General features: G+C 57.7%; 23 protein-coding genes. 15 read left to right on the top strand and 8 right to left on the bottom strand.

What is annotated here, in order from left to right:
- The first annotated feature begins 21 nt into the window (after positions 1–21).
- From WJU22_RS21505 to WJU22_RS21455, 11 genes are all read left to right on the top strand, one after another.
- Positions 22–1,500, top strand: a complete 1,479-nt coding sequence (locus WJU22_RS21505) for a RagB/SusD family nutrient uptake outer membrane protein (RefSeq protein WP_341840232.1) — start codon at positions 22–24, stop codon at positions 1,498–1,500.
- 10 nt (positions 1,501–1,510) lie between these two features.
- Positions 1,511–2,599: a sialidase family protein gene (locus WJU22_RS21500; RefSeq protein ID WP_341840231.1), complete on the top strand. Its 1,089-nt coding sequence runs from the start codon at positions 1,511–1,513 to the stop codon at positions 2,597–2,599.
- Between the two features lie 79 nt (positions 2,600–2,678).
- Positions 2,679–3,827: a sialidase family protein gene (locus WJU22_RS21495; protein ID WP_341840230.1), complete on the top strand. Its 1,149-nt coding sequence runs from the start codon at positions 2,679–2,681 to the stop codon at positions 3,825–3,827.
- Positions 3,828–3,844: 17 nt separating this feature from the next.
- On the top strand, positions 3,845–4,807 hold the full coding sequence (locus WJU22_RS21490; RefSeq protein ID WP_341840229.1) for a dihydrodipicolinate synthase family protein: 963 nt from the start codon (positions 3,845–3,847) through the stop codon (positions 4,805–4,807).
- Positions 4,808–4,811: 4 nt separating this feature from the next.
- Entirely contained in the window at positions 4,812–6,320 is a 1,509-nt protein-coding gene (locus tag WJU22_RS21485) for a LamG-like jellyroll fold domain-containing protein (protein ID WP_341840228.1), read from the top strand.
- A 63-nt stretch (positions 6,321–6,383) separates the two neighbouring features.
- A complete protein-coding gene (locus WJU22_RS21480) occupies positions 6,384–6,956 on the top strand; it encodes a hypothetical protein (protein WP_341840227.1) in 573 nt (190 codons plus the stop codon).
- Positions 6,917–7,426 (top strand): hypothetical protein, encoded by a 510-nt coding sequence (locus WJU22_RS21475; protein ID WP_341840226.1) that lies wholly within the window; start codon positions 6,917–6,919, stop codon positions 7,424–7,426. The genes WJU22_RS21480 and WJU22_RS21475 overlap by 40 nt, the downstream gene beginning before the upstream one ends.
- A gap of 38 nt (positions 7,427–7,464) precedes the next feature.
- Complete coding sequence (locus tag WJU22_RS21470) at positions 7,465–8,718, top strand: MFS transporter (protein ID WP_341840225.1); 1,254 nt, start codon at positions 7,465–7,467, stop codon at positions 8,716–8,718.
- A gap of 23 nt (positions 8,719–8,741) precedes the next feature.
- A complete protein-coding gene (locus tag WJU22_RS21465) occupies positions 8,742–9,356 on the top strand; it encodes a class I SAM-dependent methyltransferase (RefSeq protein WP_341840224.1) in 615 nt (204 codons plus the stop codon).
- Positions 9,357–9,404: 48 nt separating this feature from the next.
- Positions 9,405–9,845 carry a PepSY-like domain-containing protein gene (locus tag WJU22_RS21460; RefSeq protein ID WP_341840223.1) on the top strand — a complete coding sequence of 147 codons (441 nt, stop codon included), beginning with the start codon at positions 9,405–9,407 and terminating at the stop codon, positions 9,843–9,845.
- 21 nt (positions 9,846–9,866) lie between these two features.
- Positions 9,867–10,670: an alpha/beta hydrolase gene (locus WJU22_RS21455; protein WP_341840222.1), complete on the top strand. Its 804-nt coding sequence runs from the start codon at positions 9,867–9,869 to the stop codon at positions 10,668–10,670.
- Positions 10,671–10,906: 236 nt separating this feature from the next.
- Here WJU22_RS21455 and WJU22_RS21450 read toward each other — a convergent pair whose 3' ends face one another.
- From WJU22_RS21450 to WJU22_RS21440, 3 genes are all read right to left on the bottom strand, one after another.
- Positions 10,907–13,318, bottom strand: coding sequence for an ABC transporter permease (locus WJU22_RS21450; RefSeq protein WP_341840221.1), 2,412 nt, complete (start codon positions 13,316–13,318; stop codon positions 10,907–10,909).
- A 24-nt stretch (positions 13,319–13,342) separates the two neighbouring features.
- The gene (locus WJU22_RS21445; protein ID WP_341840220.1) at positions 13,343–15,781 is read right to left on the bottom strand and encodes an ABC transporter permease; all 2,439 of its coding nucleotides are present in this window, start codon (positions 15,779–15,781) and stop codon (positions 13,343–13,345) included.
- Positions 15,782–15,862: 81 nt separating this feature from the next.
- Positions 15,863–16,219, bottom strand: a complete 357-nt coding sequence (locus WJU22_RS21440; protein WP_341840219.1) for a DUF3088 family protein — start codon at positions 16,217–16,219, stop codon at positions 15,863–15,865.
- Between the two features lie 202 nt (positions 16,220–16,421).
- On the opposite strand from WJU22_RS21440, the gene WJU22_RS21435 reads away from it, so the two are divergent.
- Together WJU22_RS21435 and WJU22_RS21430 are read left to right on the top strand one after the other, a co-directional pair.
- A complete protein-coding gene (locus WJU22_RS21435; RefSeq protein ID WP_341840218.1) occupies positions 16,422–18,725 on the top strand; it encodes an FAD-binding and (Fe-S)-binding domain-containing protein in 2,304 nt (767 codons plus the stop codon).
- On the top strand, positions 18,614–19,249 hold the full coding sequence (locus tag WJU22_RS21430; RefSeq protein ID WP_341840217.1) for a (Fe-S)-binding protein: 636 nt from the start codon (positions 18,614–18,616) through the stop codon (positions 19,247–19,249). The genes WJU22_RS21435 and WJU22_RS21430 overlap by 112 nt, the downstream gene beginning before the upstream one ends.
- Before the next feature lie 3 nt (positions 19,250–19,252).
- Here the strand turns inward: WJU22_RS21430 and WJU22_RS21425 are convergent, their stop codons facing one another.
- Positions 19,253–19,624 carry a DUF1801 domain-containing protein gene (locus WJU22_RS21425; RefSeq protein WP_341840216.1) on the bottom strand — a complete coding sequence of 124 codons (372 nt, stop codon included), beginning with the start codon at positions 19,622–19,624 and terminating at the stop codon, positions 19,253–19,255.
- Between the two features lie 111 nt (positions 19,625–19,735).
- Between WJU22_RS21425 and WJU22_RS21420 the strand changes: the two genes are divergently transcribed.
- Positions 19,736–20,770, top strand: coding sequence for a linear amide C-N hydrolase (locus WJU22_RS21420; RefSeq protein WP_341840215.1), 1,035 nt, complete (start codon positions 19,736–19,738; stop codon positions 20,768–20,770).
- 6 nt (positions 20,771–20,776) lie between these two features.
- Here WJU22_RS21420 and WJU22_RS21415 read toward each other — a convergent pair whose 3' ends face one another.
- Positions 20,777–21,091: a DUF1905 domain-containing protein gene (locus WJU22_RS21415; protein WP_341840214.1), complete on the bottom strand. Its 315-nt coding sequence runs from the start codon at positions 21,089–21,091 to the stop codon at positions 20,777–20,779.
- 111 nt (positions 21,092–21,202) lie between these two features.
- Positions 21,203–22,252, bottom strand: a complete 1,050-nt coding sequence (locus WJU22_RS21410) for a hypothetical protein (protein WP_341840213.1) — start codon at positions 22,250–22,252, stop codon at positions 21,203–21,205.
- Positions 22,253–22,407: 155 nt separating this feature from the next.
- Between WJU22_RS21410 and WJU22_RS21405 the strand changes: the two genes are divergently transcribed.
- Positions 22,408–23,676 carry a hypothetical protein gene (locus WJU22_RS21405; protein ID WP_341840212.1) on the top strand — a complete coding sequence of 423 codons (1,269 nt, stop codon included), beginning with the start codon at positions 22,408–22,410 and terminating at the stop codon, positions 23,674–23,676.
- 13 nt (positions 23,677–23,689) lie between these two features.
- Here the strand turns inward: WJU22_RS21405 and WJU22_RS21400 are convergent, their stop codons facing one another.
- Entirely contained in the window at positions 23,690–24,499 is an 810-nt protein-coding gene (locus tag WJU22_RS21400) for a methyltransferase domain-containing protein (protein WP_341840211.1), read from the bottom strand.
- Between the two features lie 199 nt (positions 24,500–24,698).
- Positions 24,699–24,950, bottom strand: a complete 252-nt coding sequence (locus WJU22_RS21395) for a LytTR family DNA-binding domain-containing protein (RefSeq protein WP_341840210.1) — start codon at positions 24,948–24,950, stop codon at positions 24,699–24,701.
- Positions 24,951–25,097: the final 147 nt, after the last annotated feature.

Genomic DNA, 25,097 nt, shown 5'->3' with positions numbered 1-25,097 from the left:
TTAACGAATTAACACAGAGTTATGAAAAAATGGACGATACGAATCTGGTCTGCCGTCACGGCCGCGTTCCTCCTTTCCGGTTGCGATGCCATCCTGGAAGTGAAGCCGCAATCCAGTATCACGGATGAAGTGTATTTCCGCGATGAGGGCGATTTCGAACCGAATGTGATCGGTATTTACACCGTGGTCCGCAGTCTGGCCAACAACATCACCTACGGCACGGAACGGAGCGAGGAACTGATTTCCGCGCTGAACTCGCGGTTTACCGTGGCCTGGTCGCATACTTTGTCGCCCACGTCGGGCGCGGTGAACTACGCCGAATGGTACCGTGGCATCGGGCATTGCAACCTGCTGCTGCAGAAAATACAGCCCTTTCCTTTCAATTCCGATCCCGATCTGAAAAAGACCATCCAGGCCGAAGCCTACGCGCAGCGCGCCTGGTTCTATTATCACCTCCTGCGCGTGATCGGCGATGCGCCCATCATGCTGGAAGCGGTGGTAGATGAAAATGTGCCCCAGTTGCCGCGTTCACCGGCAGCAGATGTGATGACGCAGGTATTGGCCGATGTGGAAGCTTCGCTGGAACTGTACCGGTCATCCTCCAAATTCTCCAAAACCGCCTATCCTTCCCGCTATCGCTTCTCCTACGGATCGGTGCTGGCGCTGAAAGCAGACGCCCTGTTATGGAAAGCCAAAGTGCTCGGCGGCGGGAATGCGGCATTGCAACTGGCCGTGGAAACCATCAGCGAGATCGAAACCACCGGCGTTCGCCTCAACGCCGATTTCGCGGACGTAGCCGGCAAACGCGCCGCCGATAACCCGGAAGTGCTCATGGCCGCTTATTACCACCGCGACGAAACGCCCGGCGGCAATTACGCCAAAAATGCGCTACCGTTCGAAGAAGGCATCAAAGGCGCGCTCAACAAGGATTCCCTTCCTTGGACGGCCACTTCCGTCAACGGCCAGGGCGCCTATCAGATCAGCCCGGCTTCCCGCGCGTTGTTCACCAACGCCAACGACGTCCGCATCCGCGACACCTGGGTGGTGGAAATGCAGGCTACCGGCCCGAAAGTAGCCTGGATCAACAAGCTCCCCGGCACCAGGTACCTCGATGATCGCGTGTCTGACAACGACGTGGTGCTCTGGCGACTGGCCGATATTTTCCTCCTGAAAGCCGAAGCGTACGCCGCGCTGAACGATGGCGCCAACGCCAAACTGTACCTCGACAAAGTGCGCGCCCGTACCGCAACCGGTGTATATTCCGGCGCTACGGACAAGCTGAGCCTCGAAAAGGAAATCCTCAACGAGCGCGGCCGCGAGCTGTTCTTCGAGAACAAGCGCTGGTTCGACCTCGTGCGGTTCCACAAAGGCGGTACGCTGGACATCTACCAGTATGTGCCCAACCTCGCCGGCAAGACCACGCCGCTTTTCTGGCCGCTCAACAGCACGGTGCTCGCCAACAATCCCAACATCAAACAAACGGAAGGATATCAACCATAAAATCATCCAGATGAAATATATACAAAAGCTGCTGGCACTCGTTTGCATCGCACCGATGGCGCTGGCCTGCAACGACGGGCAGGAGAAGGTTTTCCCGAAGATCGAGCCGCCATCTACCGTGCTTCCCTACGTATTCCAGCAGGGAACGGAAGGATACAGCTGTTTCCGCATCCCGGCCATCGTTATGACCAACAACGGCCAGCTGCTGGCGTTCGCGGAAGGCCGGAAGAACGATTGCAGCGATGAAGGCGATATCGACCTCGTCATGAAACGCTCCCTCGATTCCGGTAAAACCTGGAGCAAGCTGCAGTTGGTCTGGAGCGATGCGGACAACACCTGCGGCAACCCGGCCCCCGTGGTAGACCGCAATACCGGTACCATCCGGCTGCTCATGACCTGGAATTTCGGGCACGACGATATCGGCAAGATCAACGCCGGTACCAGCAAAGACACCCGCCGCGTGTACCTCACATCGTCCACAGACAACGGCAATACCTGGGACGCGCCAAAGGAAATCACCACCACCGTAAAAGCCCCCGGATGGGGCTGGTACGCCACCGGGCCGTGCCACGGCATCCAGATCACACAGGGCGAATACAAAAACCGGATGGTGGTGCCGTGCGATTATATGGAAGTGGGAGCGGGGCGAAGAGGGAATTCCCACGTAATTTACTCCGACGATGCCGGCGCTTCCTGGAAACTGGGCGGCAAGGTGCCGCAGATCTCCGGCCTCAACCCGAACGAAAGCACCGTGGCGGAATTGTCTGACGGTAGACTGATGCTCAACATGCGCGTAGGCGGCAACGATTACAAACGCCTCGCCAGCATCAGCAGCGACGGCGGCCTCACCTGGGGCGCGGCATACGACGAAGCGATGCTGACAGACCCCGTGTGCCAGGGCTCCCTGCTGTCGGCCATGGTGAAAGGCAGCCACCGGCTGTTTTTCGAACCCCGGCGCCACCACCCGCACGAATATGACCGTTCGCATGAGCGGCGACGACGGGGCGAAATGGGACAAGAAAAACCTCGTGTTCGAAGGGCCTTCCGGTTATTCCGACCTCGTGATGCTGGACGATTCGAAAATCGGGCTGCTGTTTGAAGGCGGGCTCGCGAAATATTTCAACGGCATCGCTTTCCGGACGGTCGCACTTTCCAACATTAAATAAAGAAACGGATATATGAGAATGAACCGAAGTTTACCGATAGCGGCCGCCATGGCGATGATCGGGCTCGCGGCATGCAGCGCCCAGCGGCCCGTGGCGCAGCCGCCGGCGGAGGAGACGCACGTCGTTTTTGAGCCGGGCGGATTGTACGCTTCCATGCGCATCCCCGCGCTGGTGGTCACTAAAAAGCATACCCTGCTCGCTTTCTGCGAAGCACGCATCGGCACGGCGAGCGACTGGGCGGATATGCACCTGGCGCTGCGCCGGAGCACCGACGAAGGGAAGACCTGGAGCCCCATCCATGTGCTCGATAGCTTCAAACAAGGGCCGGTGGGCAATCCCGTTCCCATCGTAGACGATCGAGGGACGGTGCATCTGCTTTACCAGAAAGATTATAAAGACGCGTTTTATATTTCTTCCGAAGACGACGGGCAGTCCTGGTCGAAACCCCGGGACATCACGCCCGTGTTCGACCGCTTCAAGCCCGAATACGATTGGAAAGTACTGGCGCCCGGCCCGGGGCACGGCATCCAGCTGAAGAACGGAAGGCTGCTGTCGGCCGTTTGGCTGGCGGATTCCCGGAAGCTCACGCCCCGCAGGAGCCATCATCCTTCCTGCATGACCACCGTGTACAGCGATGATTACGGCAAAACCTGGGAGCGCGGCGCCATCGTGGCCGACAGTTCCGCCCTCATTTCCAATCCCAACGAAAGCCAGCCCGTTCAACTGCCCGACGGGAAAGTGCTCATGAGCATCCGTAGCCCGTCGGCCGTGAAGCGCCGCGCTTTCAGCGTCAGCGCCAACGGGATTTCGGACTGGAGCGAAGTCCGCTTTGCGGAGGAGCTCTTCGATCCCACCTGTATGGCTTCCATCGTCAGCGTCTCGTCTGCCAACGGAAAGAACGCGCTGGTGTTCGTGAACCCGGACAGTAAAGACATCGAGAAAAATCCGCGGAAGAATCTCGTGGCCAAGGCCTCGTTCGACAACGGGCAGACCTGGCCCGTCTCCAAAGTCCTCGACCCCGGTGCCGCCGGGTACAGCGACCTGGCCGCCGGCCCCGGCAACATTATCTATTGCCTTTACGAAACCAATACGAAAGACAACAAAGGCTGGAATTACAGCCTCGTGCTCAAAAAATTTTACACCAATTGGATAACCCGTTAAAACCGACACACCACACCATGAGAATACAAGGATTGATCGCCGCCACATTCAGCTCGTTCCATGCCGACGGCTCGCCAGACCTCACCCGCATCCCTTCGCTGGTAGACCAGCTCATCGCCGATGGCGTGAAGGGCGTTTTCATCTGCGGTACCAACGGCGAAGGGCCGAACCTGACGATCGAAGAGCGGATGCAGATCGCGGAAGCGTATGTGAAAGCCGTGAACAAGCGTTGCCTGGTGCTGGTACACGTTGGCCACCCCGCCATCGCGGAAGCGCGCAAGCTTGCGGAGCACGCGCAACGCATCGGTGCAGACGCGATCTCGGCAGTAGCCGCGTTTTATTTCAAGCCATCGTCTGCCCAAAACCTCGTGGATTGCATGGCGCAGATCGCTTCGGCGGCGCCGCAGATGCCTTTCTACTATTACCACATTCCCGCCATCACCGGCGTGGCCATGGATTTGCTGGAGTTCCTGCAACTGGCGGAACCCGCGATCCCCAACCTCGCAGGCATCAAATACACCGCGTCTACCCTGCATGAATACCAGGCATGCGTGCAATACGGCAACGGCAAATTCGATATCCTTTTCGGGTACGACGAATTGCTGCTGCCAGCGCTGGCCGTTGGCGCGAAAGGCGCCATTGGTAGCACGTACACCTTTGCCGCACCGCTCTACCGCAAGGTGGTGGCGTGTTTCGAAGCGGGAGACATGGCCGGGGCGCAAAAGTGGCAGTACGAAGCGGTGCGGATGATCCGTTGCCTGGGGCGGTTTTCGGCCATTCCCACGCAGAAAGCGATCCTGAAAATCCTCGGTACGGACCTCGGGCCGTGCAGGTTGCCGCTGGCGCAATTGAGCCCGCTGCAGACGGAAGACATCCGTCAGTATCTCGAAGACATCCGGTTTGCCGAAACGTTGCGGGCCGCGGGGGCTTCCCTGCCCGGGAACGTCGCAGCCGGCCATCATTCCCCTCACAAAAGCTAACAACATGAAACATTCCCGTTACCTGTTTTTTTGCCTCGCAGCCCTGTTGATGGCCGCCTGTAAGAAAGACGACGATCCCAACGATACCGTGATCCGCGAAGTGGTGTTCGAATCAGACAAGCAGGAGATCAGCGCCGGAGACAGCATCGTGTTCAAGGATTTTACCGATGGATACGTAACCCACTGGCAGTGGAACTTCCAGGGCGGCCAGCCGGAATCCTCCACTTTGTCGGCCCCCAAAGTGATCTACTCCCAGCCCGGCACTTACGAAGTGACGCTGGAAGTGAAGAACGCCCATACACAAAAGTCCATCACCAGAAAAGCGTATATCAAAGTGGATTACAACCGCGTGCGTGCCGATTTCAAAACGGCCGCCGCGGTTTATTTCCAGCACGAAGACGTAAAATTCAGAGACACCAGCGCCGGCAAGCCGCAGACCTGGGCCTGGGAGTTTACGCCCCTGAAAGGCGGGGCCACGCTGCGTTCTACGCAACAGCACCCGGTAATGAAGTTTGCCGACACGGGCTATTACCGCGTGTCGCTCACGGCATCCAATCCGCAGTTTACGGACCAGGTGGTGAAAGAGAATTTCATCAGGATACTGGACCCCGCGTCTATCAGCGCCGATTTCACCAGCGATCAGCCCGCCACGTACGCAGGTGGGAAAATCAAGTTGAAAGACGTTTCCATGGGCGCGGTAACCGGTTGGGAATGGACGATCAGCGGCCCCGAAGCGCATGCGTCCACCGACCAAAACCCGGAATTCACGTTCACGCTGCCGGGAAGGTATAAGGTGTCGCTCAAGGTGAGCAATCCTTACAATTCCCATGTCAAAACGATGGACAAATTCCTGCTCGTGATCCCCTCCGGCAACTTGTCGGCCTTCGTTCCGTTCAACCATTCGGCGATCGATGCGGGGCCGAACGGCATTGCCATGTCGGCCGTTGGCGGCGGCGTCGCTTTCGGGCAGGACCGGTTCGGCGGAACGGGGCTTTCAGCTACGTTCAACGGCGCTTCCGGCGTATTGCTCGCCGATCATGCCGCAACGAACTTCGGCGCGGATGATTATACCGTTTCTCTCTGGGTGAAAACCGGCTCGAACAGCAAAATGATGCTCTGGCAGGAATCCGGGCGCAACGGGAGCAAAGACAACCAGACCTGGATACGCCTCAACGACAATACCAGCGACCGCCGGATGCGGTTCTGCATCGAAGACGGCGTCGGCTCCACGTTTGTGAACCTGGGCGCTGCGGGCAATGTGAGCGACGATGCGTGGCATCACGTGGTGGCCGTGCGCAGCGGTACTACCACTGCGGTGTACGTAGATGGCGTGAAAGTTGGATCGGCCACGGCGCCCGCATTACGGACGGTGTCTAACGGACAGGATTTCAAGATCGGCTTTCAGGAAGGGGCAGCGGCCAATTCCAGCTATTTCTCCGGTCAGCTCGACGATGTCATCATCTACCGCAAAGCTTTGACAGACGCGGAAGTGCTGGCATTGTACCAACTATAGCGTATGAAAAATTCTCTCTTTCTTTTGATCATATCGATGTGTTGTATGGCAACAAGTTGCAGTATGCGTAAAACGGAAACCGGCCGGTCGGCGTATCATTGGGATACGCTGCCGGCCATCCCGGACGAAAAGGGTTTCGCGGGATCATTTGCCGGTGTTTCGAACGGTGCGTTGCTGGTGGCGGGAGGAAGTAATTTCCCCGGCAGTGGCACGCCCTGGAACGGCGGCGTCAAAACCTGGTACGATAAAGTGTTTGTGCTGGAAGATGCGAATGGCGGCTGGAAGGAAGCCGGAAAACTGCCGCGGCCTTTGGGTTACGGCGTTTCCATCACTACTGACGACGGCCTGTTGTGCATCGGCGGTAGCAATGCCGAAGGGCATTATGCAGATGTGTTCCTCCTCCGCTGGAAGAACGGTGCGCTGGAAACGATCCCTTTTCCGCCGTTGCCCTTTCCATTGGCCAATTCCTGCGGCGCGATGGCCGGGAAAAAATATACGTGGCCGGAGGGCTTCGTTCGCCCGGAAGCATGGATGCCGCCAGTGATTTCTTCCTGCTCGACCTTTCCGCATCCCCTGAAAAATTACACTGGCAGCAATTGCCCACCTGGCCCGGCGCGCCGCGGATGCTGGCAGTAGCCGGTGTTTCGGGGGAATCGTTCTTCGTTTTCAGTGGAGCGGGCCTCGAGAACGGCGCGCGCAGCTACCTCACCGACGCCTGGCGCTACAGTCCCGCAGACGGCTGGAAATCCTGCGCGCCCATGCCGGCGCCAACGGTGGCCGCCCCCACGCCCGCAGCTACCGACGAGCAAGGTACGATCCGGATTTTCGGGGGAGACAATGGTGCCGACGCGGCCAACGCCGCCACGCTCCGCGAACGCCATCCCGGGTTTTCGGATTCCATCTATGTTTATAATCCTGAGCAGGATGCCTGGTCGCCCGGTGGCCGCATCCCTACTGAACACCTCGCCGACGCTGCGGCCCAACCGGATAAAAGCCTCTGGGCGCCCGTAACCACGCCGCTCACACGCTGGAATGGCCTGCTGGTGATGCCCGGCGGCGAAGTTCGCCCGGGAACGCGGACGCCCCGCGTTCGCACGGCGGAGTGACAATATTTGACTAGTTTTAAAAATCCACGGAACCAGGAATGATGAAAAACGCAAAATATTACCCATGGCTCGTTGTGGCGCTCCTCTGGCTGGTGGCGCTGCTCAATTACCTCGACCGGCAGATGCTGTCTACCATGCGCCCGGCCATCCAGATAGACATCCACGAGCTGGAAAGTGCCACCAACTTCGGGAGGCTCATGGCGGTTTTCCTGTGGATTTACGGGTTGATGTCGCCCCTGTCGGGCCTCGCGGCCGACCGCTTCAACCGTAAATGGCTCATCACCGGAAGTCTTTTCGTTTGGTCTGCCGTAACGCTGCTGATGGGCTATGCCGGCGATTTCTGGCAGCTCTACGCATTGCGGGCGGTCATGGGCGTGAGCGAAGCGCTTTACATTCCTGCGGCGCTTTCCATGATCGCGGATTACCATACCGGGAAAACACGATCGCTGGCCGTGGGTATTCATATGACGGGCCTGTACATGGGTCAGGCGCTCGGCGGCTTCGGCGCCACCATCGCCGCGGTGGCTTCCTGGCAGGCCACTTTCCACTGGTTCGGGCTTATTGGCATCGCGTATGCCGTTGTACTGATGGCTTTCCTCCATGAAAAAAGGCCCGAAATGCAGGCCAGTCCGGTTTCCGGACAGCGCAAACCCTTGTTCGGCGGGCTGAAAGGCCTGCTGGGCCTGCTGCCGTTCTGGGTCATCTTCCTGTATTTTTCCATTCCCAGCATCCCCGGATGGGCCATTAAAAACTGGCTGCCGACGCTGTTCTCCGGCAGTTTGGGCGTGCCCATGAGCGAAGCCGGCCCGCTGGCTACCATTACCATCGCGGCTTCGTCGCTCATCGGCGTGGTGGCGGGCGGCATGCTGAGCGACCGCTGGGTGCAGCATAACCTCCGGGGGCGCGTGTATACCAGCGCCATCGGGCTATCGCTCACCATTCCCGCGCTGTTGTTCCTGGGACTCGGGAATTCGGTGTTCTTCCTCGTGGCCGCGGCGTTCTTTTTCGGCGCGGGCTTCGGAATGTTCGACGCCAACAACATGCCCATTCTCTGCCAGTTCGTAAGTCCGCGCAACCGCGCCACGGCATACGGGATCATGAACATGGGCGGCGTATTCTCCGGCGCGCTGATCACAGGCTGGCTGGGCCGGTCTACCGACGCGGGGAACCTCGGGCGCGATTTCGCCCTCATGTCTGTCGTGATCCTCGCCGCGGTGATCATGCTCCTCGTTACCCTCAAACCCAAATCCAGGGATTTTCAGGACGAAACTGCAGATGCTTCAAATCCGTAACTTTGCCGTTCAATCAACGGAAAATGGACCAATCGCAAAAACAGTCGCACTGGGAAAAGGTATACCGTGAAAAAGGCCCGCAAGACGTGAGCTGGACGCAGGACAAGCCCGAACTTTCGCTGGAGCTGATCCGGCAGACGGGCCTCGGGAAAGACGCGGCCATCATCGATATCGGCGGGGGCGACAGCCGGTTGACCGACTGGTTGCTGGAAGAAGGGTATACCAACATCACGGTGCTCGATATTTCCGCAGCGGCGCTGGAAAAAGCGAAAGCGCGGCTGGGGGAGAAGGGCGCCGGCGTGAAATGGATCGCATCCGACATCGACGCCTTCGAAGGGGGATCGTACGATATCTGGCACGACAGGGCCGCATTCCACTTCCTCACCACGCCCGAACAGATCGCCCGATATGTGGAAACGGCCGGTCGCTCCGTAACCGGCACGCTCATCATCGGTACTTTTTCCGAAACCGGCCCCGAAAAATGCAGTGGACTGCCGGTGACGCGCTATTCCGAAACAAAAATGACGGAAACCTTCGCGCCGCATTTCCGTAAAAACGAATGCCTCACACACGTGCATACCACACCTTTCGGCACCACGCAGGATTTCAGATTTTGTATCTTCACGAAAACAGCCTGAGCAACCTTTGCCGGCAGATTTTGTTAATATTGATAAAATCGATTGATAATGAAGTCATTACTGCTGATGTTGGTGTTGTGCATTTCCGGAAGCGCCTTTGCGCAGGACGTCCGCGTGCAGCAATCCATCCCTCCGGTTGTGGAGAAAAATTTCAAGAAGAAGTTCCCCGCCGCCAAGGATGTGGAGTGGCATCGCCAAGGCGACCGGGTGCAGGCGGATTTCGATGTGAACCGGGTAGACCATAAAGCCCTGTACGAGGCCAACGGCAAGCTCCTGGCCTGGAAGTACGACGTCCGTTCCGGGGCGCTCCCGGCGCCGGTGACGCGCGCTATCCGCACGCAATACAAAGGCTTTAAGGTCGACGATGCCGAAATGATCACCCGGGGCAAGGAGATTTTCTACCAGGTGGAGCTGGACGGCAAGCCGGACGATCTTAAAGTTGTTTTCGACAAGGAAGGAAAGGTGATCGAGAACGCGGATTGGTGGTGATAATTTTCTATTTTAACCCGCATGAAACACCTGTTATCCTTCCTGTTCCTGTTGCTGGCCGTTACCGCTTCCGCACAGGATACCCTTTCATATCAGCGCAAAGACAATATTCCTTACCGCACCGGTGAGCAGGACGCATACATGCGGGAACGCTGTGTGCTGGATGTGTATTACCCTTCCCGCCCTGCGAAACTCCCCGTGATCGTGTGGTTTCATGGCGGAGGGATCACGGGTGGCAACAAATTCATCCCGAAAGAACTCATGAAACAGGGCGTTGTGGTGATGGCGGTGAACTATCGCCTGAGCCCGAAGGTGCATTGCCCGGCGTATATCGAAGACGCCGCGGCCGCGGTGGCCTTCGCTTTCCGGCATGCGGCGGAATATGGTGGCGATACCTCCCGGATTTACGTGGCGGGACATTCGGCCGGGGGGTACCTCACGGCCATGGTGGGGCTGGACAAACAATGGCTCGCCCGCTATAACATAGACGCCAACCGCATCGCAGCACTTTTCCCCTTCAGCTCCCAGGCCATCACGCATTTTACCGTCAGGAACGAACGGAAAATCCCCGAACTGACGCCCATCATCGACGCATTCGCGCCCCTTTACCACGTTCGTGCAGACGCGCCGCCGCTTTTCCTCTACACCGGCGACCGCGAAAAGGAAATGATGGGCCGCTACGAAGAAAACGCCTACTGGGCACGGATGATGCAGCTCGCCGGCCACAAAAACACTCATCTCTACGAATTCGACGGCTATGAGCACGGCAATATGCCCGGCCCCGCGTATCCATTGATGCTGCAGGAAATCAGGAAACGGAAATGATACACGGATCGGGTTTCATGTTTTCGATCAGGTTTGAAGAAATATGAATTTGGTAAATCCGCAGTGATCGGAATGACATTTTAAGATTGTAGGCTTGCTTAAAGCAGCATCAACCTTTGGAAATTCGTATTGGAATTTTACTTCGCCCCCCAAAACAAAACATCCGGTCAAAACTGACCGGATGTTTTGTTAATATCTGCAGGATGAAAAATCGCATCCACCGATAATATTATCCATCACTCCGTCCGCAAACTCTTTACAGGGTTGGCATTCGCCGCACGGAACGTTTGCACGAAAATCAATACGGCCGTTGTGCCCGCCAGCAACACGAATGCCATAACGAAAGGCAATGGTGTAATATGGATGCGGTAAGTATAGTCGTTCAGCCACTGATGCATGATGAAATACGCGATAGGGAAGGCGACCAGCATTGCCAGGAGGATCACTTTCATGAATTCCTTCACGAACAGCCCGATGATCCCGGGGATGGATGCCCCCAGCACCTTGCGCACCCCGATCTCTTTCGTGCGCTTTTGAATGCTGAACGAAATCATGCCCGTCACTCCGAGCAGCACGATCACCAAAGCGAGCCCCGTGGCGGCATACGCGGCGTATTTAAGCCGAAGCTCCGTGTCGTACATCCGCGCGAGCATGTCGTCGGTAAACTTGTATTCGAACGGCGTTCCGGGCATCAGTTCTTCCCACTTCGCGCGAACGGCCTGCATCTGCGCGGCGATCCCGTTCCCGGGCGCGAGCTTCAGCGACATATACCTATAAATATTCGTAGCCGAAGGATGGATGAACACGATGGGTTGCACCGCCTGTTGCATCGACGAAAAATGAAAATCCTTCACCACACCGGCTACCGTCAGCACCGCGTTGAAACCCGCCACCCGGATCTGTTGGCCGACGGCGGATTGCGGAACCTCCCAGCCGAAAAGGCGCGCCAGCGATTCGTTGATGACGATCGTTCCCTGCGGGAATTGCTGCCCCGCTTCGGAAAAGAACCTGCCCGCCGCCATAGACATGCCGTAGGTCTGCGCGAAATATTCGTCAGTATACAATTGTAAAGTGGTAACTGCATTTGCAGAATCCCTCCCCGCGCCATACACATTGATGCTGCCGCCATTGTTGCCGTCGGGGATTTCGAAAGACACGGCCGCCGATTGCACCTCCGGCAATTGCGCCATCTGTCCGCGGACGTTCTGCATCCGGGCGAGGCCTTCGGGCGTCCAGTCGCGGGGAAGCGGGAGCGAAACGAGCCGGGTTTTATCGTACCCCAATTCATCGCTGAAGAACAGCTGCACCTGCCGGCTGATGATAAACGCCGCCACGAGCACCACCGCCGCCGTGAGATATTGAAAACCGACGAGCGATCTGCGGAGGTCTACTTTTTCGTGTGTGGCTTTCAGCTTGCCTTTCAGGGCATCCGTAACCCGGAAGCCGGACAAGACGAATGCAGGATACAGCCCCGCCGCGAGCCCCGTGAAAACGATGAGCGCCAGCGGGAAAGCGATGAAATACGCGGGGAAGTCGCCCAGACCGGGCAATTCCTTGCCCAGCAATTGGCCGCACGGCACTTTCAGGGCAAAATACAAGCCCGCGCCCACCACGGCCGCCGCTACCACGAGCATGGCCGATTCCAGCATGAACTGCCAGATGAGCTGTTTCCGCCGGCCGCCCAACGCTTTCCGTACGCCGATCTCTTTCAGGCGCGACGAAGCCCTGCTTACCGAAAGGTTCACGAAATTGACGATCGCCATCAGCAGGATGAACAGCGCGATGCCGGAAAGCGTATACAGCATGCGGCGCACGAGCCCGTTGCCGCTGTTGAGGTAATATTCGGTCAGGGGAACGGCTTCCACACGGAGATTGGCCACCACGGCGGCGTCTGTATGTGTTTTCAGCAGCGCGGCGAGCGGTTTCTCGAGGTCGGCGGCGGTTACGCCTTCGCGGAGCTCCACGAGGCCCACGATGTAGGGGCTCGTCCAGTTATTCATGTCCCTTCCGAAAAACGTGATCGCGGAAGCAGGGAGGTAAATGCCGTTTTGGTTGCGGGAATCGAGGCGGGTAACGGTATTTTGCGCCGGTGTTTCGATCACGGCATCGATCATGAACTGCAGCCGTTTTCCCGCAAAATTGGAAATCTCGATCGTACTGCCCGCCACATCCGTTTTTCCGAAGAATTTCCGGGCGATGTCTGCATTGATCACCGCGGAAGTGGGCGCCTGCAAAGCATGGGCCACATCGCCGGAAAGCACTTTGAACCCGTACATTTTCAGGAACGAGCTGTCGCCGATCTGCAAACCTTCCCGGAAAGCCTTTTCGCCGACATTCACCTGTCCCGTCACCCCGTCCCAACGGTAATAATTTTCCACCAGCCCGGGGTATTCCTCCTTCAAAGCCACCGGCAGATTCCCGAAGGTCGCCAGTTCGAACCCGAAATTGGGATCTTTCCATTTACTGAGCAGGATGTGCTGGCGCGATGCGTGCTTCAAATCCCGGTTCACCTGCAACTCGCTCCAGACGTACGCCAGCACGAGCATGGCAAACGCAATGCCCGTTGCCAGGCCGGCAATGTTGAGGATGGAATGGAACCGGTATTTGACCAGGTTCCTTTGTGCTATTTTAACGTAATTAGCGAACATATTGGATGGTTGCGGGATGGAACATTATTCGGATCGCAGGCTGTTGACAGGGTTGGCTGCGAGGCCTTTGAGCGCCTGCAGGCCTACCGTGAGCATCGTCAAACCGATCAAGATACCTCCCGCCGCGGCGAAAAGCAGCCAGCTGACGGGCGTCCGGTAACTGAAATCCTGCAGCCAGGAATCCGCCGCCCACCAGGCCAGGGGAAGCCCTACGCAAATGGCGACGAGCGACAGCCGCACGAACCCGCCCGACAGCATCAGCAAAATGCTGCCTGCCGAAGCGCCCAGTACTTTCCGGATCCCGATTTCCTTGAACCGCTGGCGAACGGTGTATGCCGACAGGCCGAAAAGCCCCAGGCAGGCGAGCACCACGGCCACGAAGGCAAATACGTCCATGCTGCGGCCCAGCCTGATCTCGGCGTCATACAAATTGTTGAAGTCCTGGTCCATGAAAGTATATTCGAACGGCCGGTGCGGCGCCATTTTTTTCCAGACGCCTTCGATGTGGGAAATGCTTTGCTGCATGTTGTTCCCGTCCAGCTTCACGATCATTTTCTGCGACCAGTCCGGTGGGAAGAGCACAAACGGCTGGATGGAATGGCGGAACGATTCGAAATGGAAATCGGCCACCACACCTTTTACATAACCGGGACGCGAATCGTCGAGCCACAAACGCTGGCCTACGGCCTGCTCGGGCGTCCAGCCCAGTTGTTTGACCGCGGATTCGTTGAGTACGAACCGGTAGCGGTCCTGTATCGATGTGTCTTCCGCATTTTTAACGTCTTGCGCGGAAAATGATTCCCCGGCGATGAGCCGCATGCCGGATGCGCGGATATAATCTTCGTCTACCGGGTTGGCGGTCACGTTCATCTGCTGGTCTGCCGGCATCTGCGCGGAGCGCATGTTGTACCCGCCGCCGCCTTCGATGGGCGTACGCACGCATCGGGATACTTCTTGCACGCCCGGCCCGGATTTCAGGGATTGCTTGAGCGCGTCGAACTGGTCCAGCATCTTGTTGTCGAGCGGCAAAACGAGGATATGATCGCGGTCGTACCCCAGTTTCTTTTCCTGGATGAATTTTAATTGCTGACGAACGATGAAGGTGCAGGCGATGAGGAACACCGATATGGCAAACTGGAATGTGATCAGTGATTTGCGGACCCATTGCCCGGAATTCGTGCGCTGGAAGGCGCCTTTCAGCACTTTCACGGGTTGGTAGCCGGTGAGGATGAGTGCGGGATAGCTGCCGGCCGCGAGGCTGACGAGCAGCGCAACGCCCAGCGATGCGGTAATGAAGGGGACGGAAAGGAGAGAAGTAAGCGAGAGCGTTTTGCCCGTCAGGTTGTTGAAACCCGGGAGCAGGATGGCGGCCAGCAGCGCGGAAACGCCTACGGCCACGGCGCAAAGCATGGCGGATTCGGTCATGAACTGCCCGAAAAGCTGGTGCTGGCCGGCGCCCATCACTTTACGGACGCCCACTTCGCGCGCCCTTTCCATACTGCGGGCGGTACTGAGGTTGATATAGGTGAAGCAGGCGATGAGGAGGATCAGCAGGGCCACGGCGCCCATTACATAAACGGCCATGATGCTGCCGTTCGGCTCGAAAGCCGCATATTCCGAATGCAGGTGGATGTTCCGGAAAGGCTCGAGGAACAACCGGATGGTGGCACCGTAGTGTTTCGACTCCTCTTTCATGAAAGGATCGATCTTGGCCTGCATCGGCGCGAAGGAAGCCGCATCTTTCAGCAGCACATACGTATTGTAATTGGCGTTCCAGTAAGTGGATTCGCCCTCCGGTGAAATGTTCATGGTCCGGAAAGACGCGAGGAAATCATACCGGATCTGCGTATTGGAAGGGCAATCGGCCGTAATCCCGGTGATTTCCAAAGCCTGGGCCTTTGTGCCTACGATGAGCGTTTTTCCCAGCACGTTCGTGCTGCCGAAATACTTTTTGGCGGCCGATTCTGTGAGCACGATCTTGTTGGGCCCCGCGAGGGCGGTTTTGGGGTTGCCTTGCAGCAACGGAAAAGAGAATACCTGGAAAAAAGTGGAATCGGCGAACAGAAATTGCTGCTCGTTGAGAACTTTGTCTCCCTGGCGCACGATCTGCGGCCATTTGCTCATCCTGACGGTGGTTTCCACTTCCGGGAAGTTTTGCTGGAGCACCGGTCCAACCCGGACGCTGGTGTAGTCGCCTTTGGTTGGCTGCCCTTCAGATCCGAACTGGTATTCCATGAGCACCCGGGCGATACGGTCCCCCTTCTGCTGGAAATCCTCGTACCGCAACTCATGCTGCAGGTACAGCGCAATCAGCATACAGCAGGTAAAACCGATACTGAGCCCGGCCAGGTTGATGACCGCGATGCTTTTATGCCTGAGCAGGTTCCTCCAGGCCGTCCGAAAGTAATTCTTGAGCATGCCGGGCAGGGCGCAAGCGGCATGCCAATCCGCCACATGCAGCACAGACGGGCTTTTCGCGGAAGGGCGATGGTGGCAGGTGTCCGGAATCGGACAATCGCCGTACACCGGCGGACAATCACCCGGTCAGGGATGCGGCAGCGAAATCCCCCATTTCTCCGCGAAAAACCGGGCGATGACCATTTTATCGTTCGTGAAATGACGCCCCGCGGCGTAAGTGAACTGCCCGCTCAATGGCCAGGGATCTTCTTCCGGACTGAACACCAGCGCGGGACAGGCGGTGTGCTGCGGCCCCAATACGGCTTCCAGGGCGGGCCTGGGGCGGGGGAAGTCTACATAAATGACCTCCATCCGGCCTCTCAGCGAAGGATAATAATGCAGGATACCTTCGATCCAGGCGCAATCGGGGCAATACCAGGTTTGCCAGGCGGGATCGATGTTTTCATCCCGGTAGCCGGGTCTCAACAGAAATAATTGGATCATAGTCGTCTAACGTCTCTTCCCCGAAAATTAGCCGTGGGGACCGCCTTCCGCCAAATCCCCGGCGCTGTACTGTACGTCCGGCCGGCCGGGGTGAAGGAATTGCCGGCTAAAGGCCGCTTTCGTGCCGCGGGCATTGGCATTTTTCCGCCAAACCCGTACCTTGGGGTGTTTTTATTTCAACCACGGAAACAAACCTGAAGGAATGGAGGCTATCGGACGCGCATTGGAAGCGATTCTCCCGGCAGATCGCATTAAAACGAGATTGATCGACATCCTGTCGTACGCCGCAGATGCGGGATTTTACCACCTGGAACCCAAAGCCGTCGTGCAGCCCGTGGGCGAAGACGAAGTGAAAGCTTTGTTCCGCTTTTCCCATCAGCACCGCATCCCCCTCACTTTCCGCGCCGCCGGCACCAGTCTTTCCGGCCAATCGGTGACAGACGGTATCCTGGCCGATCTCAGCCGGCATTGGCAGTCGATGAAGATCGAGAACGACGGCGCCACCGTGCGCGTGCAACCCGGCATCACCGGCGGCATCGTGAACGCAAGGCTCCGGCAGTTCGGCAAAAAGATCGGTCCCGATCCGGCCAGCATCAACTCCGCCATGATGGGCGGCATCTTGTCCAACAACGCCAGCGGTATGTGCTGCGGCGTCAGCAAGAATTCCTATCACACCGTGCAGTTCATCCGTTTCATCCTTCCCAACGGTTTGACCTTCACCACCGAAAATCCCGATGATTACCAACGGTTCCGCGAGCAATGCGCAGAACTGTATGATACTTTATTGCAGCTGCGCGACGAGGTCCGCAACAACGAGCAGGTCCGCGAGCGCATCCGGGCCAAATACCGCACTAAAAATACCGTCGGCTATTCCGTGAACGCACTCGTGGATTTCGACGATCCGCTGGATATACTGGCGCATCTGCTCATCGGCGCAGAAGGTACGCTGGGCTTTATTTCCGAAGCGGTGATGCGCACCGTACCCGATTACCCGGAAAAATCCACCGGGCTGCTGTATTTCCCCGACATCCATACGGCCTGTGAAGCCATCGTTCCCCTCACGGAATCAGGTGCGGAGGCGGTAGAACTGATGGACAGGGCGTCTCTCCGTTCCGTAGAGCACCTGCCCGGCATCCCGGAGCTGGTGAAAACGCTGCCTGAACCGGCGGCGGCGCTGCTGGTGGAGTACCAGGGCAATACGCAGGAAGAACTGAAAGCGAAAAAAGAGAAATTCCTCGCGGTGTCGGGCGCCATTTCCCTCATCGTGCCGCCCAGTTTCACGGAAAACCCCGTGGAGCAGGCCTATCTCTGGAAAATCCGCAAAGGCATGTTCCCGTCGGTAGGCGCCGTGCGCCAGAGCGGCACCACCGTGATCCTCGAAGACATCGCCGTGCCGGTGGCCCGCCTGGGCGACGCCATCCTCGACCTGCAGGTGCTTTTCGGGAAATACGGGTATGAAAACGCCATCATTTTCGGACATGCGAAAGACGGGAACATCCATTTCGTGGTGACCCAGGCGTTCGATACGCCCGCCGAAATACAGCGGTACGACGGGTTTATCCGCGAAGTGGTGCAGCTCATCGCCGGGAAGTACGACGGCGCACTGAAAGCCGAGCACGGCACAGGCCGCAACATGGCGCCGTTCGTGGAAACAGAGTGGGGGCCGGGCATTTACGAAGTCATGAAGACGCTGAAATCTGCCATCGACCCCGAAAACCTCCTCAATCCGGGCGTGCTCATCAATGCCGACAAAGAGGCGCATATCAGAAACCTGAAAGAACTGCCGAGGGTGGAAGAAGAAGTGGATAAGTGCATGGAATGCGGGTTCTGCGAATATAAATGTCCCAGCCGCGAGCTCACGCTCACGCCGCGCCGCCGCATCGTGGTGCGCAGGGCGCTGGTGAAGCTGAAACATGAGAACCGGAAGCAGGATTACCGCCAACTGCTGAAGGAATATCAATACGACGGGCTCGATACCTGCGCGGTAGACGGCCTCTGCGCCGTGGCCTGCCCGGTAGACATCAATACCGGCATGCTCGTGAAGCGCCTCCGCCGGGAGAACCACAGCGGGTTCGCCAATAAAGTGGCATTGCAGGTAGCGAAGAATTTCAACTTCGTGTCCAAAGCCGTGTGGGTAGGCCTCAAAGCCGGGTCTGCGGTGAACGCGGTGTTCGGGGACCATGCCATGACGGGCCTCACCAAAGGCATGCGCAAGGTGGTACCCGCCATGCCGTTGTGGAGCCCGCACCTGAAGCCCTCCAGCTGGAAGCCTTCCCCGGCGGCCACGGTGGCCGAAGGCGACGGGCCGCGGGTGGTGTATTTCCCGTCGTGCATCAACCGGATCATGGGCGGCTCCGAAAAAGGAAAAAGAACATCACCGATACTTTCGCTTCCGTGTCCCGCAAAGCGGGCATTTCCCTCATACAACCCAACGATATCGGTGGTAATTGCTGCGGACAGATCTATTCCTCCAAAGGCTACGGCCCCGCCTACACGCATACCGTGAACGCCACCGTGGAAAAGCTCTGGAAATGGACGCAGGAAGGCAAATCGGCGGTGGTACTGGATATTACGTCTTGCACCCATACGCTGCGCGACTGCCGCCCGGCGCTCACGCCCGAAAACAAGGCGAAGTTCGACGCCATGCGCATTCTCGACAGTATCGAATACCTGCTGGAAGAAGTGCTGCCCCGGGTAGACGTGAAACGCCGCAAAGCCAGCATCGCGCTGCATCCGGTGTGCTCGCTGCAGAAGATGGGCATCGAAAGCAAGTTCACGCAGGTGGCGAAACAGCTCGCGGAAAACGTGATGGTACCGGTAAATGCAGGCTGTTGCGGCATGGCCGGCGACCGGGGATTCCTCTTCCCGGAACTAACGGCATCGGCCACACGCCCGGAAGCCGAAGACGTAAAGGGAGGTTGCCACGACGGGTATTACTCCAGCGCCAAAACCTGTGAAATGGCCATGTCGGAAGCCGTGGGGAAAAATTATGAGTCGATCGTTTATCTGCTCGACGAATGCGTGGATTAATCCTTATTTCTTTTTAATGGGAATGATGCCTTTGCGGTAAAAATCGAGAGCTTCGTTCAGCATGTCCTGCAAAATTTCGATGGGAAGGTCGGCTTCCGGGTCGAAGTTCATGACTTTCATCCGCGAGCGGTTTCCCTGCACGAGACCCGGATAATCGAGTCTGTTGCCTTCCACCAGGCCGATGTAGGGCGTTTGTGTTTTAGCGTCGGCGCGGATGTAGCAGAACATTTTCCCTTTGTAGCAATACATGGGGATGGCGTATTTCCATTCGGCGGTAATGTGCGGGTCTTGCGACATGATGATGGAATGCACGGCCAGCAGGCAGCTTTTTTGCGGTTCGGGAAGGCTTTGGAAGTAGTTGTCGACTTGTTTCATGGGGCGGGCCGGAAGTTTACGGGGCGTAAATTAAGGTATTCCCATGAGCGGCGGTTGAACATTTGCGGGCTGGGGCTGTTGTATAGGAAAAAGCGCGATATGGTTTTTTCTATGCGGACCCTTATGATGGCGGGATTGTTGGCCGTGGCCACGCCGCTGGCGGATGCGGATGCCTGTACCCGTGTGGTGTACAAAGGACTGAACGGCACGTTGCTCACGGCCCGGTCGATGGACTGGAAGGAAGACATTCAAACCAATCTCTGGATTTTTCCCCGGGGGATGCAGCGCACCGGTGAAACGGGATCCAACACGGTAAAATGGACATCGAAATATGGCAGCGTGATCGCTTCGGGGTACGATATTTCCACGACGGATGGTATGAATGAAAAAGGGCTCGTGGCTAACCTGCTCTTTCTTGCGGAGTCGCAGTACCCGCCGTTTTCGGCAGCGAAGCCTGGCCTTTCCATCGCGGCCTGGTGCCAGTACCTCCTCGATAATTTTGCGACGGTGAAGGAATGTGTGGATGCCATGCGCGCGGAAACATTCGTCATCGTTACCGATAAAATCCCGGGGATGGACAGGCTCGCCAATCTGCATATGTCGGTGTCTGACCCTTCGGGCGATAACGCTATTTTCCAGTTCATCAACGGTAAACTCGATATCCACCACAGTCACGATTACAACGTGATGACCAATTCTCCCATCTTCCAGAAACAATTGGCGCTGAACGAATACTGGCAGGAGATCGGCGGCACGGTGATGCTGCCAGGTACCAACCGCTCGGCCGACCGCTTCGTGCGCGCCTCGTTCTACGCGCAGGCCATCCCCAAAACGGACGATACCCGGTTAGCCGTTGCCAGCGTGTTCAGCGTGATCCGGAATTGTTCCGTGCCCCTGGGCATTTCGACGCCGGGGCAGCCCAACATTTCCTCTACCCGCTGGCGCTCGGTTTCCGACCACAAAAACCTCGTGTATTATTTCGAGACCACCCGCACGCCGAATACATTCTGGGTGGATTTGAAAAAAGTGGATTTTTCGCCGGGTTCTCCCGTCCGCAAGCTGCCCCTTACCAAAGACGAAACCTACGCCGGAGACGCGGGCAGGCAATTCGTCAAATCCGGCCCGTTCAAGTTCATGGGAATTTGATCCGCGTCAGCGGCGCGCTTCCAGCACTACGGTCACCGTGTCGCCGGCAGATTTGCCCAGCACATCGCGCAGTTCGGCTTTGACCGGTAGTTTGTGCGTACCGTTCCCCAGCGCCATGAAGGCGCTCTGGAACGGGTGCCCGTCTATCTTCCCGCTGACCTTTACCAGTCCGCGCGTACCGAAGAACGCAACGGAATCCGGCCAGACGAGGTACGTCCAGCCGCCTTTGTTCTCACTTTTTAGCAGTTTTCCGGTAAAACGGGCGTCGATCTTCCCTTTTTTGGGAGCGGGTTGGGTGAAAGAAGATGCGGTATTTTTCATGACGAAAGTTTTTTATCGCTTCCCTCCGAAATTACCGCATTTCTGAACTATAACGCGGGCGGAACGCGCCAATCCTCGTGGTTGATCGCGCCACTGCCCGCGATTTTGCCGTTACTCCAGCCGGGCTTTCACGCCCCATCCCCCGAAATCTTCCGAAACCGCGATCCACACTTCATTCTGGCCTTTCTTCAGATCCAGCCACACCGCGTCGAAATAGCCGATGGTGCCCAGGAACCGGTAATCCCTCGACATGAAATTATCTGCCCCGGCATACAGCAGTTTCCCGTTCAGGAACAGCCGCGCCCGGTCCGAAAACCCGAATGCGAATTTCCGGACCGTGTCGCGGTCGGCATGGATCACTGTTTTCACGAATACCGTGTTGGTGTCTTTGGATATGCGGTGGAGGATCGACAGGTCTGCCGTCCCCATTTCATCTGCGGCCAGTTTTTCCCAGGAAAGTGTAGCATGAAGGGCGGAGGAGAGGCGGGTTTCGCTGGCGAGCAGTTTTTCGGGGAAGGGAGACGAGACTTCCCATCCCGCAATAGTACCTGCAGGAAGGGGTGGAACGGGGCGGGGCTTGCTTTTGATGGGCAGTCCGTTTTCCGGCGTAACGCTGACGTTGGCGTACCAGGCGTCTTCCGGCGCGAGGTTCGTCAGGGCGATCATGCCCGCCGCCGGCGAGCGTTTCAGTTTGGAAATGAAAAGCACGGGCTCGGGATTATCGTCGAAAAATACTTCTGCCTGCCGGTCGTTCACCACGATGGTGACGTGCAGCCAGCGGTCGAACGGGAGTGGCGCGGCATTCGTAAACCCCGGGCCATGGTATAATTGCCAGCCGCCGAGGCCGTTATACACCGGCATATACTGCATGGCGTCCGGGTTGCCGCTTTGGTGCGGCCGGATGTAAAACTCTTCGAAATCATCCTGCCCCTGAATGCGGAACCGGATGGAGGGGAAGTAGCGGGCTTGCTTGATGGAAATGTCGAAACTGATGGTGCCGTTCGTGAAATTTGCGTCGGCCAGCACGGCACTGCCCTGGTTCAGGCGGAGCGCGTTTTTGCCCATCCGGATTTCCGGGACGGTGGTTTTACCGTAAAATTTCCAGCGGGGGAGTCGAACGGCACCGGTGTTCCGGCAACGGCGGCCTGCGCGGCGAGACAAAGAAAAATAAGGAGGATACGATGCATGTGTTGAAATTTGTAATATTGGGATAGCGATTACCGGCAAGATAGATTCCCCGAAAGATGCAACCCGAGCAGCCTCGGATCAATCGCGTTCAAAACAGGTCCAAGAACTTAATTAATTGATTATCAATTGTGAATAACCAGGAGGTTTTGCAGGAATGTTGCCGGCAGATTGAAGCCCGGATGGGCTGGGGCCGGAGCGCCGAATGGCAGCGGGGAGATTTTGAGACCCTTTCGTCCCGGATCCAGGAGGAAACGGGTGTGCTCCTCAGCGTGAGCACGCTCAAACGGGTGTGGGGGAAAGTGAAATACGACAGCCTGCCGTCGCTCACCACGCTCAATACCCTGGCGCGGTTTGCCGGCCATGGCGGATGGCGGGAGCTGAAGCAGCAGTTTTCGGATGGCGAGGCGGAAGAAAATGCACTGCCTGTGCGGGAGACGGAGCCCCGGCGCAGCAACAGGCTGTTATGGGCCGGGCTCGGCTGCCTGTTCGTGCTGTTGGGCATTTGGATGGGCATCCGCTGGCTGAAAGGCCAACCGGTGCGGGCGAGGGGAATTTATACTTTTTCCATGGAGCCGCTGGCCGATGGGATCCCCAATTCCGTCGTGTTCCATTACGATGCCCGCGCCGCCGGCGACGATTCGGTATTTTTCCAGCAGTCGTGGGACCCGCGCCGCCGCGTGGCCGTGCCGGCTACCGGGAATGTGTATACGTCGATCTACTATTATCCTGGTCATTTCAAGGCCAAGCTCATCGTGGGGAAAGACATTGTAAAGGAACAGGAACTGCTCATCCGTTCCGGCGGATGGCTCACGGCCGTGGAGCAGGACCATCCCGTTCCGGTATATTATTCGAAAGCCGAAACGGTCCATGACGGCGCCTGGCGGTTGACGACCCGGCAGCTGGAGGCCCGCAACATCCCCCTTCAACCCAAACCGCCCGTTACCAAACTGTTCTACATCGAAGATATGAAAGGCCTCAGCGCCGACGATTTCACTTTCGAAGCCACGCTGCGCAACGAATACGTGCAGGGCTCGGCGATCTGCGGCGGCATCAGGATCGTGCTGCATGGCACGGAAAGCGCGCACATCGTTCCCCTGGCGAAGCCGGGCTGCGTAGGCGAAATGTTCCTCATGGTGGGCGACACGTCGTTCATGGCCACCAACGCCGATCTTTCGCGCCTGGGCTGCGACGTGAGCCAATGGGTGAAGCTGCGGTATGAAGTGAAAAACCGCCAGGCGAAGGTGTTCGTGAACGGCAAGGAAGCCTTCCGGCATACGTACGTCAAAACCGCGGGCGATCTTGTGGGCCTGAGCATCCGCTTCGATGGTACCGGCGCCGTAGACTCCGTGGCGTTCGCCCGGCCCGACGGTACGCCGGTGCTTACGGAAACGTTTTAATGGAAGCAACGCATCATTCCGGATTTTTCCCGCTTACCGCGAGCAAATACAGCTGCATGGATTTCCCCGGTCCGGCGAGCCAGGCATTATAATCAGCGATCGCGGCAAGGCGCTCTTCTTCGGTGATATAACCGTCGTTGACGAGTTGCACGCCGCGGGTGGCGGCTACTTTTGTCCAGATGCCGGCGGTGGCTTCGAAGTGCGGTTCGCCGGCGGTGGAAGTTTCGAGGAAGGGCTGGATGGTGATGTTGATGAACCCGGCTTCGCGGAAGAGATGCACCAGCCGGTCGGCGATGCCGTTATCGAAGCCCGCGTCTTTGCGCCATTGGAGGAACGCGTCGTAGAACCGGCGCATGGATGGCGGCGGCGCGGGGTCCCAGGATATTTTTTCGTGGTTGTAGTCGAGGATGGAAACGATGCCGCCGGGCTGAAGGACTTCCTTCATGCAACGGAGCGTTTGCAGCGGATTGGGCAGCCATTGCAAAACGCGCGCGGCGGAAACGAGATCGTATTTTTCGGCGGGCGAGTAGTCGTGGATGTCGGCGATTTCGAATTGCAGTCCGGGTACTCCGGCGAATTGCTGTTGGGCTTGCTGGATGAGGGTTTCGCCGGTATCGATGCCTGTAACGCTGCCACCGGGCGCAACGCGCCCTGCGATCCCTGCCGTGATGGCGCCTGTCCCGCATCCGGCGTCGAGCACGCGGAGGCCGGGCCGCAGCAGCGGCAGGAGGTTGCGGTTGTCTGTTTCGACGGTCCTGCGGTCGAGGACGGAGTTGGTACCTTCGGGCATACGGGCCCTGTCTGTAGCTACGGAATCACTCATGAATAAGGGTTTGCGTCAAATTACACTGTTTTCCGCAAATTACCCGGTTTCTGCCCGGGTGGCCGACTGATCATCCAGATGCCTGCCATCACCAGGAACGTGATGGCTGAAAGTGCAAGGAAGGCGTAAAAATAGGAGATTATCGGCAAATGGCGGCCCGAATTGCGGTATGGTAGTAAGTTAGGATGTGTATGAACGCTCACTTCTTCAGCAACCTGTCGCGCAGCAGGCGCTCCAGCACGGCATCCCGCAACGACCTCGACAACGGCACCTGCATTTTTCCCAGTTCGATGACATTGCCTTCGATGCCGGTTATTTTGGACGTGTTGATGATGTAGGATTTGTGGGTTTGCAGGAAAGGAGGGTCGGGAAGGTGCTCCAGTACGGATTTGAGCGTGGCATGCGTAATGTGCGTGCCTTGCAGGGTATGGATGCGGACGTAGTTTTCCATGCCTTCCACATATACAATGTCCGTCCACTGAATGCGGACGAACTTGTCGTCTGTCCGGATGAAAAGATGATCGTCGGCAGGTGTTGCCGGCTGTGTGGAAAAAGATCGTGCGCGCGGTTCGCGGCTTTGAGGAACCTTTCGAAGGTT

It is taken from the genome of Chitinophaga caseinilytica (assembly GCF_038396765.1).
Classification (GTDB): Bacteria; Bacteroidota; Bacteroidia; order Chitinophagales; family Chitinophagaceae; genus Chitinophaga; species Chitinophaga caseinilytica.
This window is presented reverse-complemented; position numbering and strand designations above follow the sequence as displayed.

What these genes read in the sequence shown, in the direction of transcription:
- WJU22_RS21505 (WP_341840232.1), top strand. Translation starts at nt 22, where the DNA reads ATGAAAAAATGGACGATACGAATCTGGTCTGCCGTCACGGCCGCGTTC.
- WJU22_RS21500 (WP_341840231.1), top strand. Translation starts at nt 1,511, where the DNA reads ATGAAATATATACAAAAGCTGCTGGCACTCGTTTGCATCGCACCGATG.
- WJU22_RS21495 (WP_341840230.1), top strand. Translation starts at nt 2,679, where the DNA reads ATGAGAATGAACCGAAGTTTACCGATAGCGGCCGCCATGGCGATGATC.
- WJU22_RS21490 (WP_341840229.1), top strand. Translation starts at nt 3,845, where the DNA reads ATGAGAATACAAGGATTGATCGCCGCCACATTCAGCTCGTTCCATGCC.
- WJU22_RS21485 (WP_341840228.1), top strand. Translation starts at nt 4,812, where the DNA reads ATGAAACATTCCCGTTACCTGTTTTTTTGCCTCGCAGCCCTGTTGATG.
- WJU22_RS21480 (WP_341840227.1), top strand. Translation starts at nt 6,384, where the DNA reads ATGCGTAAAACGGAAACCGGCCGGTCGGCGTATCATTGGGATACGCTG.
- WJU22_RS21470 (WP_341840225.1), top strand. Translation starts at nt 7,465, where the DNA reads ATGATGAAAAACGCAAAATATTACCCATGGCTCGTTGTGGCGCTCCTC.
- WJU22_RS21465 (WP_341840224.1), top strand. Translation starts at nt 8,742, where the DNA reads ATGGACCAATCGCAAAAACAGTCGCACTGGGAAAAGGTATACCGTGAA.
- WJU22_RS21460 (WP_341840223.1), top strand. Translation starts at nt 9,405, where the DNA reads ATGAAGTCATTACTGCTGATGTTGGTGTTGTGCATTTCCGGAAGCGCC.
- WJU22_RS21455 (WP_341840222.1), top strand. Translation starts at nt 9,867, where the DNA reads ATGAAACACCTGTTATCCTTCCTGTTCCTGTTGCTGGCCGTTACCGCT.
- WJU22_RS21450 (WP_341840221.1), bottom strand. Translation starts at nt 13,318, where the DNA reads ATGTTCGCTAATTACGTTAAAATAGCACAAAGGAACCTGGTCAAATAC.
- WJU22_RS21440 (WP_341840219.1), bottom strand. Translation starts at nt 16,219, where the DNA reads ATGATCCAATTATTTCTGTTGAGACCCGGCTACCGGGATGAAAACATC.
- WJU22_RS21435 (WP_341840218.1), top strand. Translation starts at nt 16,422, where the DNA reads ATGGAGGCTATCGGACGCGCATTGGAAGCGATTCTCCCGGCAGATCGC.
- WJU22_RS21425 (WP_341840216.1), bottom strand. Translation starts at nt 19,624, where the DNA reads ATGAAACAAGTCGACAACTACTTCCAAAGCCTTCCCGAACCGCAAAAA.
- WJU22_RS21420 (WP_341840215.1), top strand. Translation starts at nt 19,736, where the DNA reads ATGCGGACCCTTATGATGGCGGGATTGTTGGCCGTGGCCACGCCGCTG.
- WJU22_RS21415 (WP_341840214.1), bottom strand. Translation starts at nt 21,091, where the DNA reads ATGAAAAATACCGCATCTTCTTTCACCCAACCCGCTCCCAAAAAAGGG.
- WJU22_RS21400 (WP_341840211.1), bottom strand. Translation starts at nt 24,499, where the DNA reads ATGAGTGATTCCGTAGCTACAGACAGGGCCCGTATGCCCGAAGGTACC.
- WJU22_RS21395 (WP_341840210.1), bottom strand. Translation starts at nt 24,950, where the DNA reads ATGGAAAACTACGTCCGCATCCATACCCTGCAAGGCACGCACATTACG.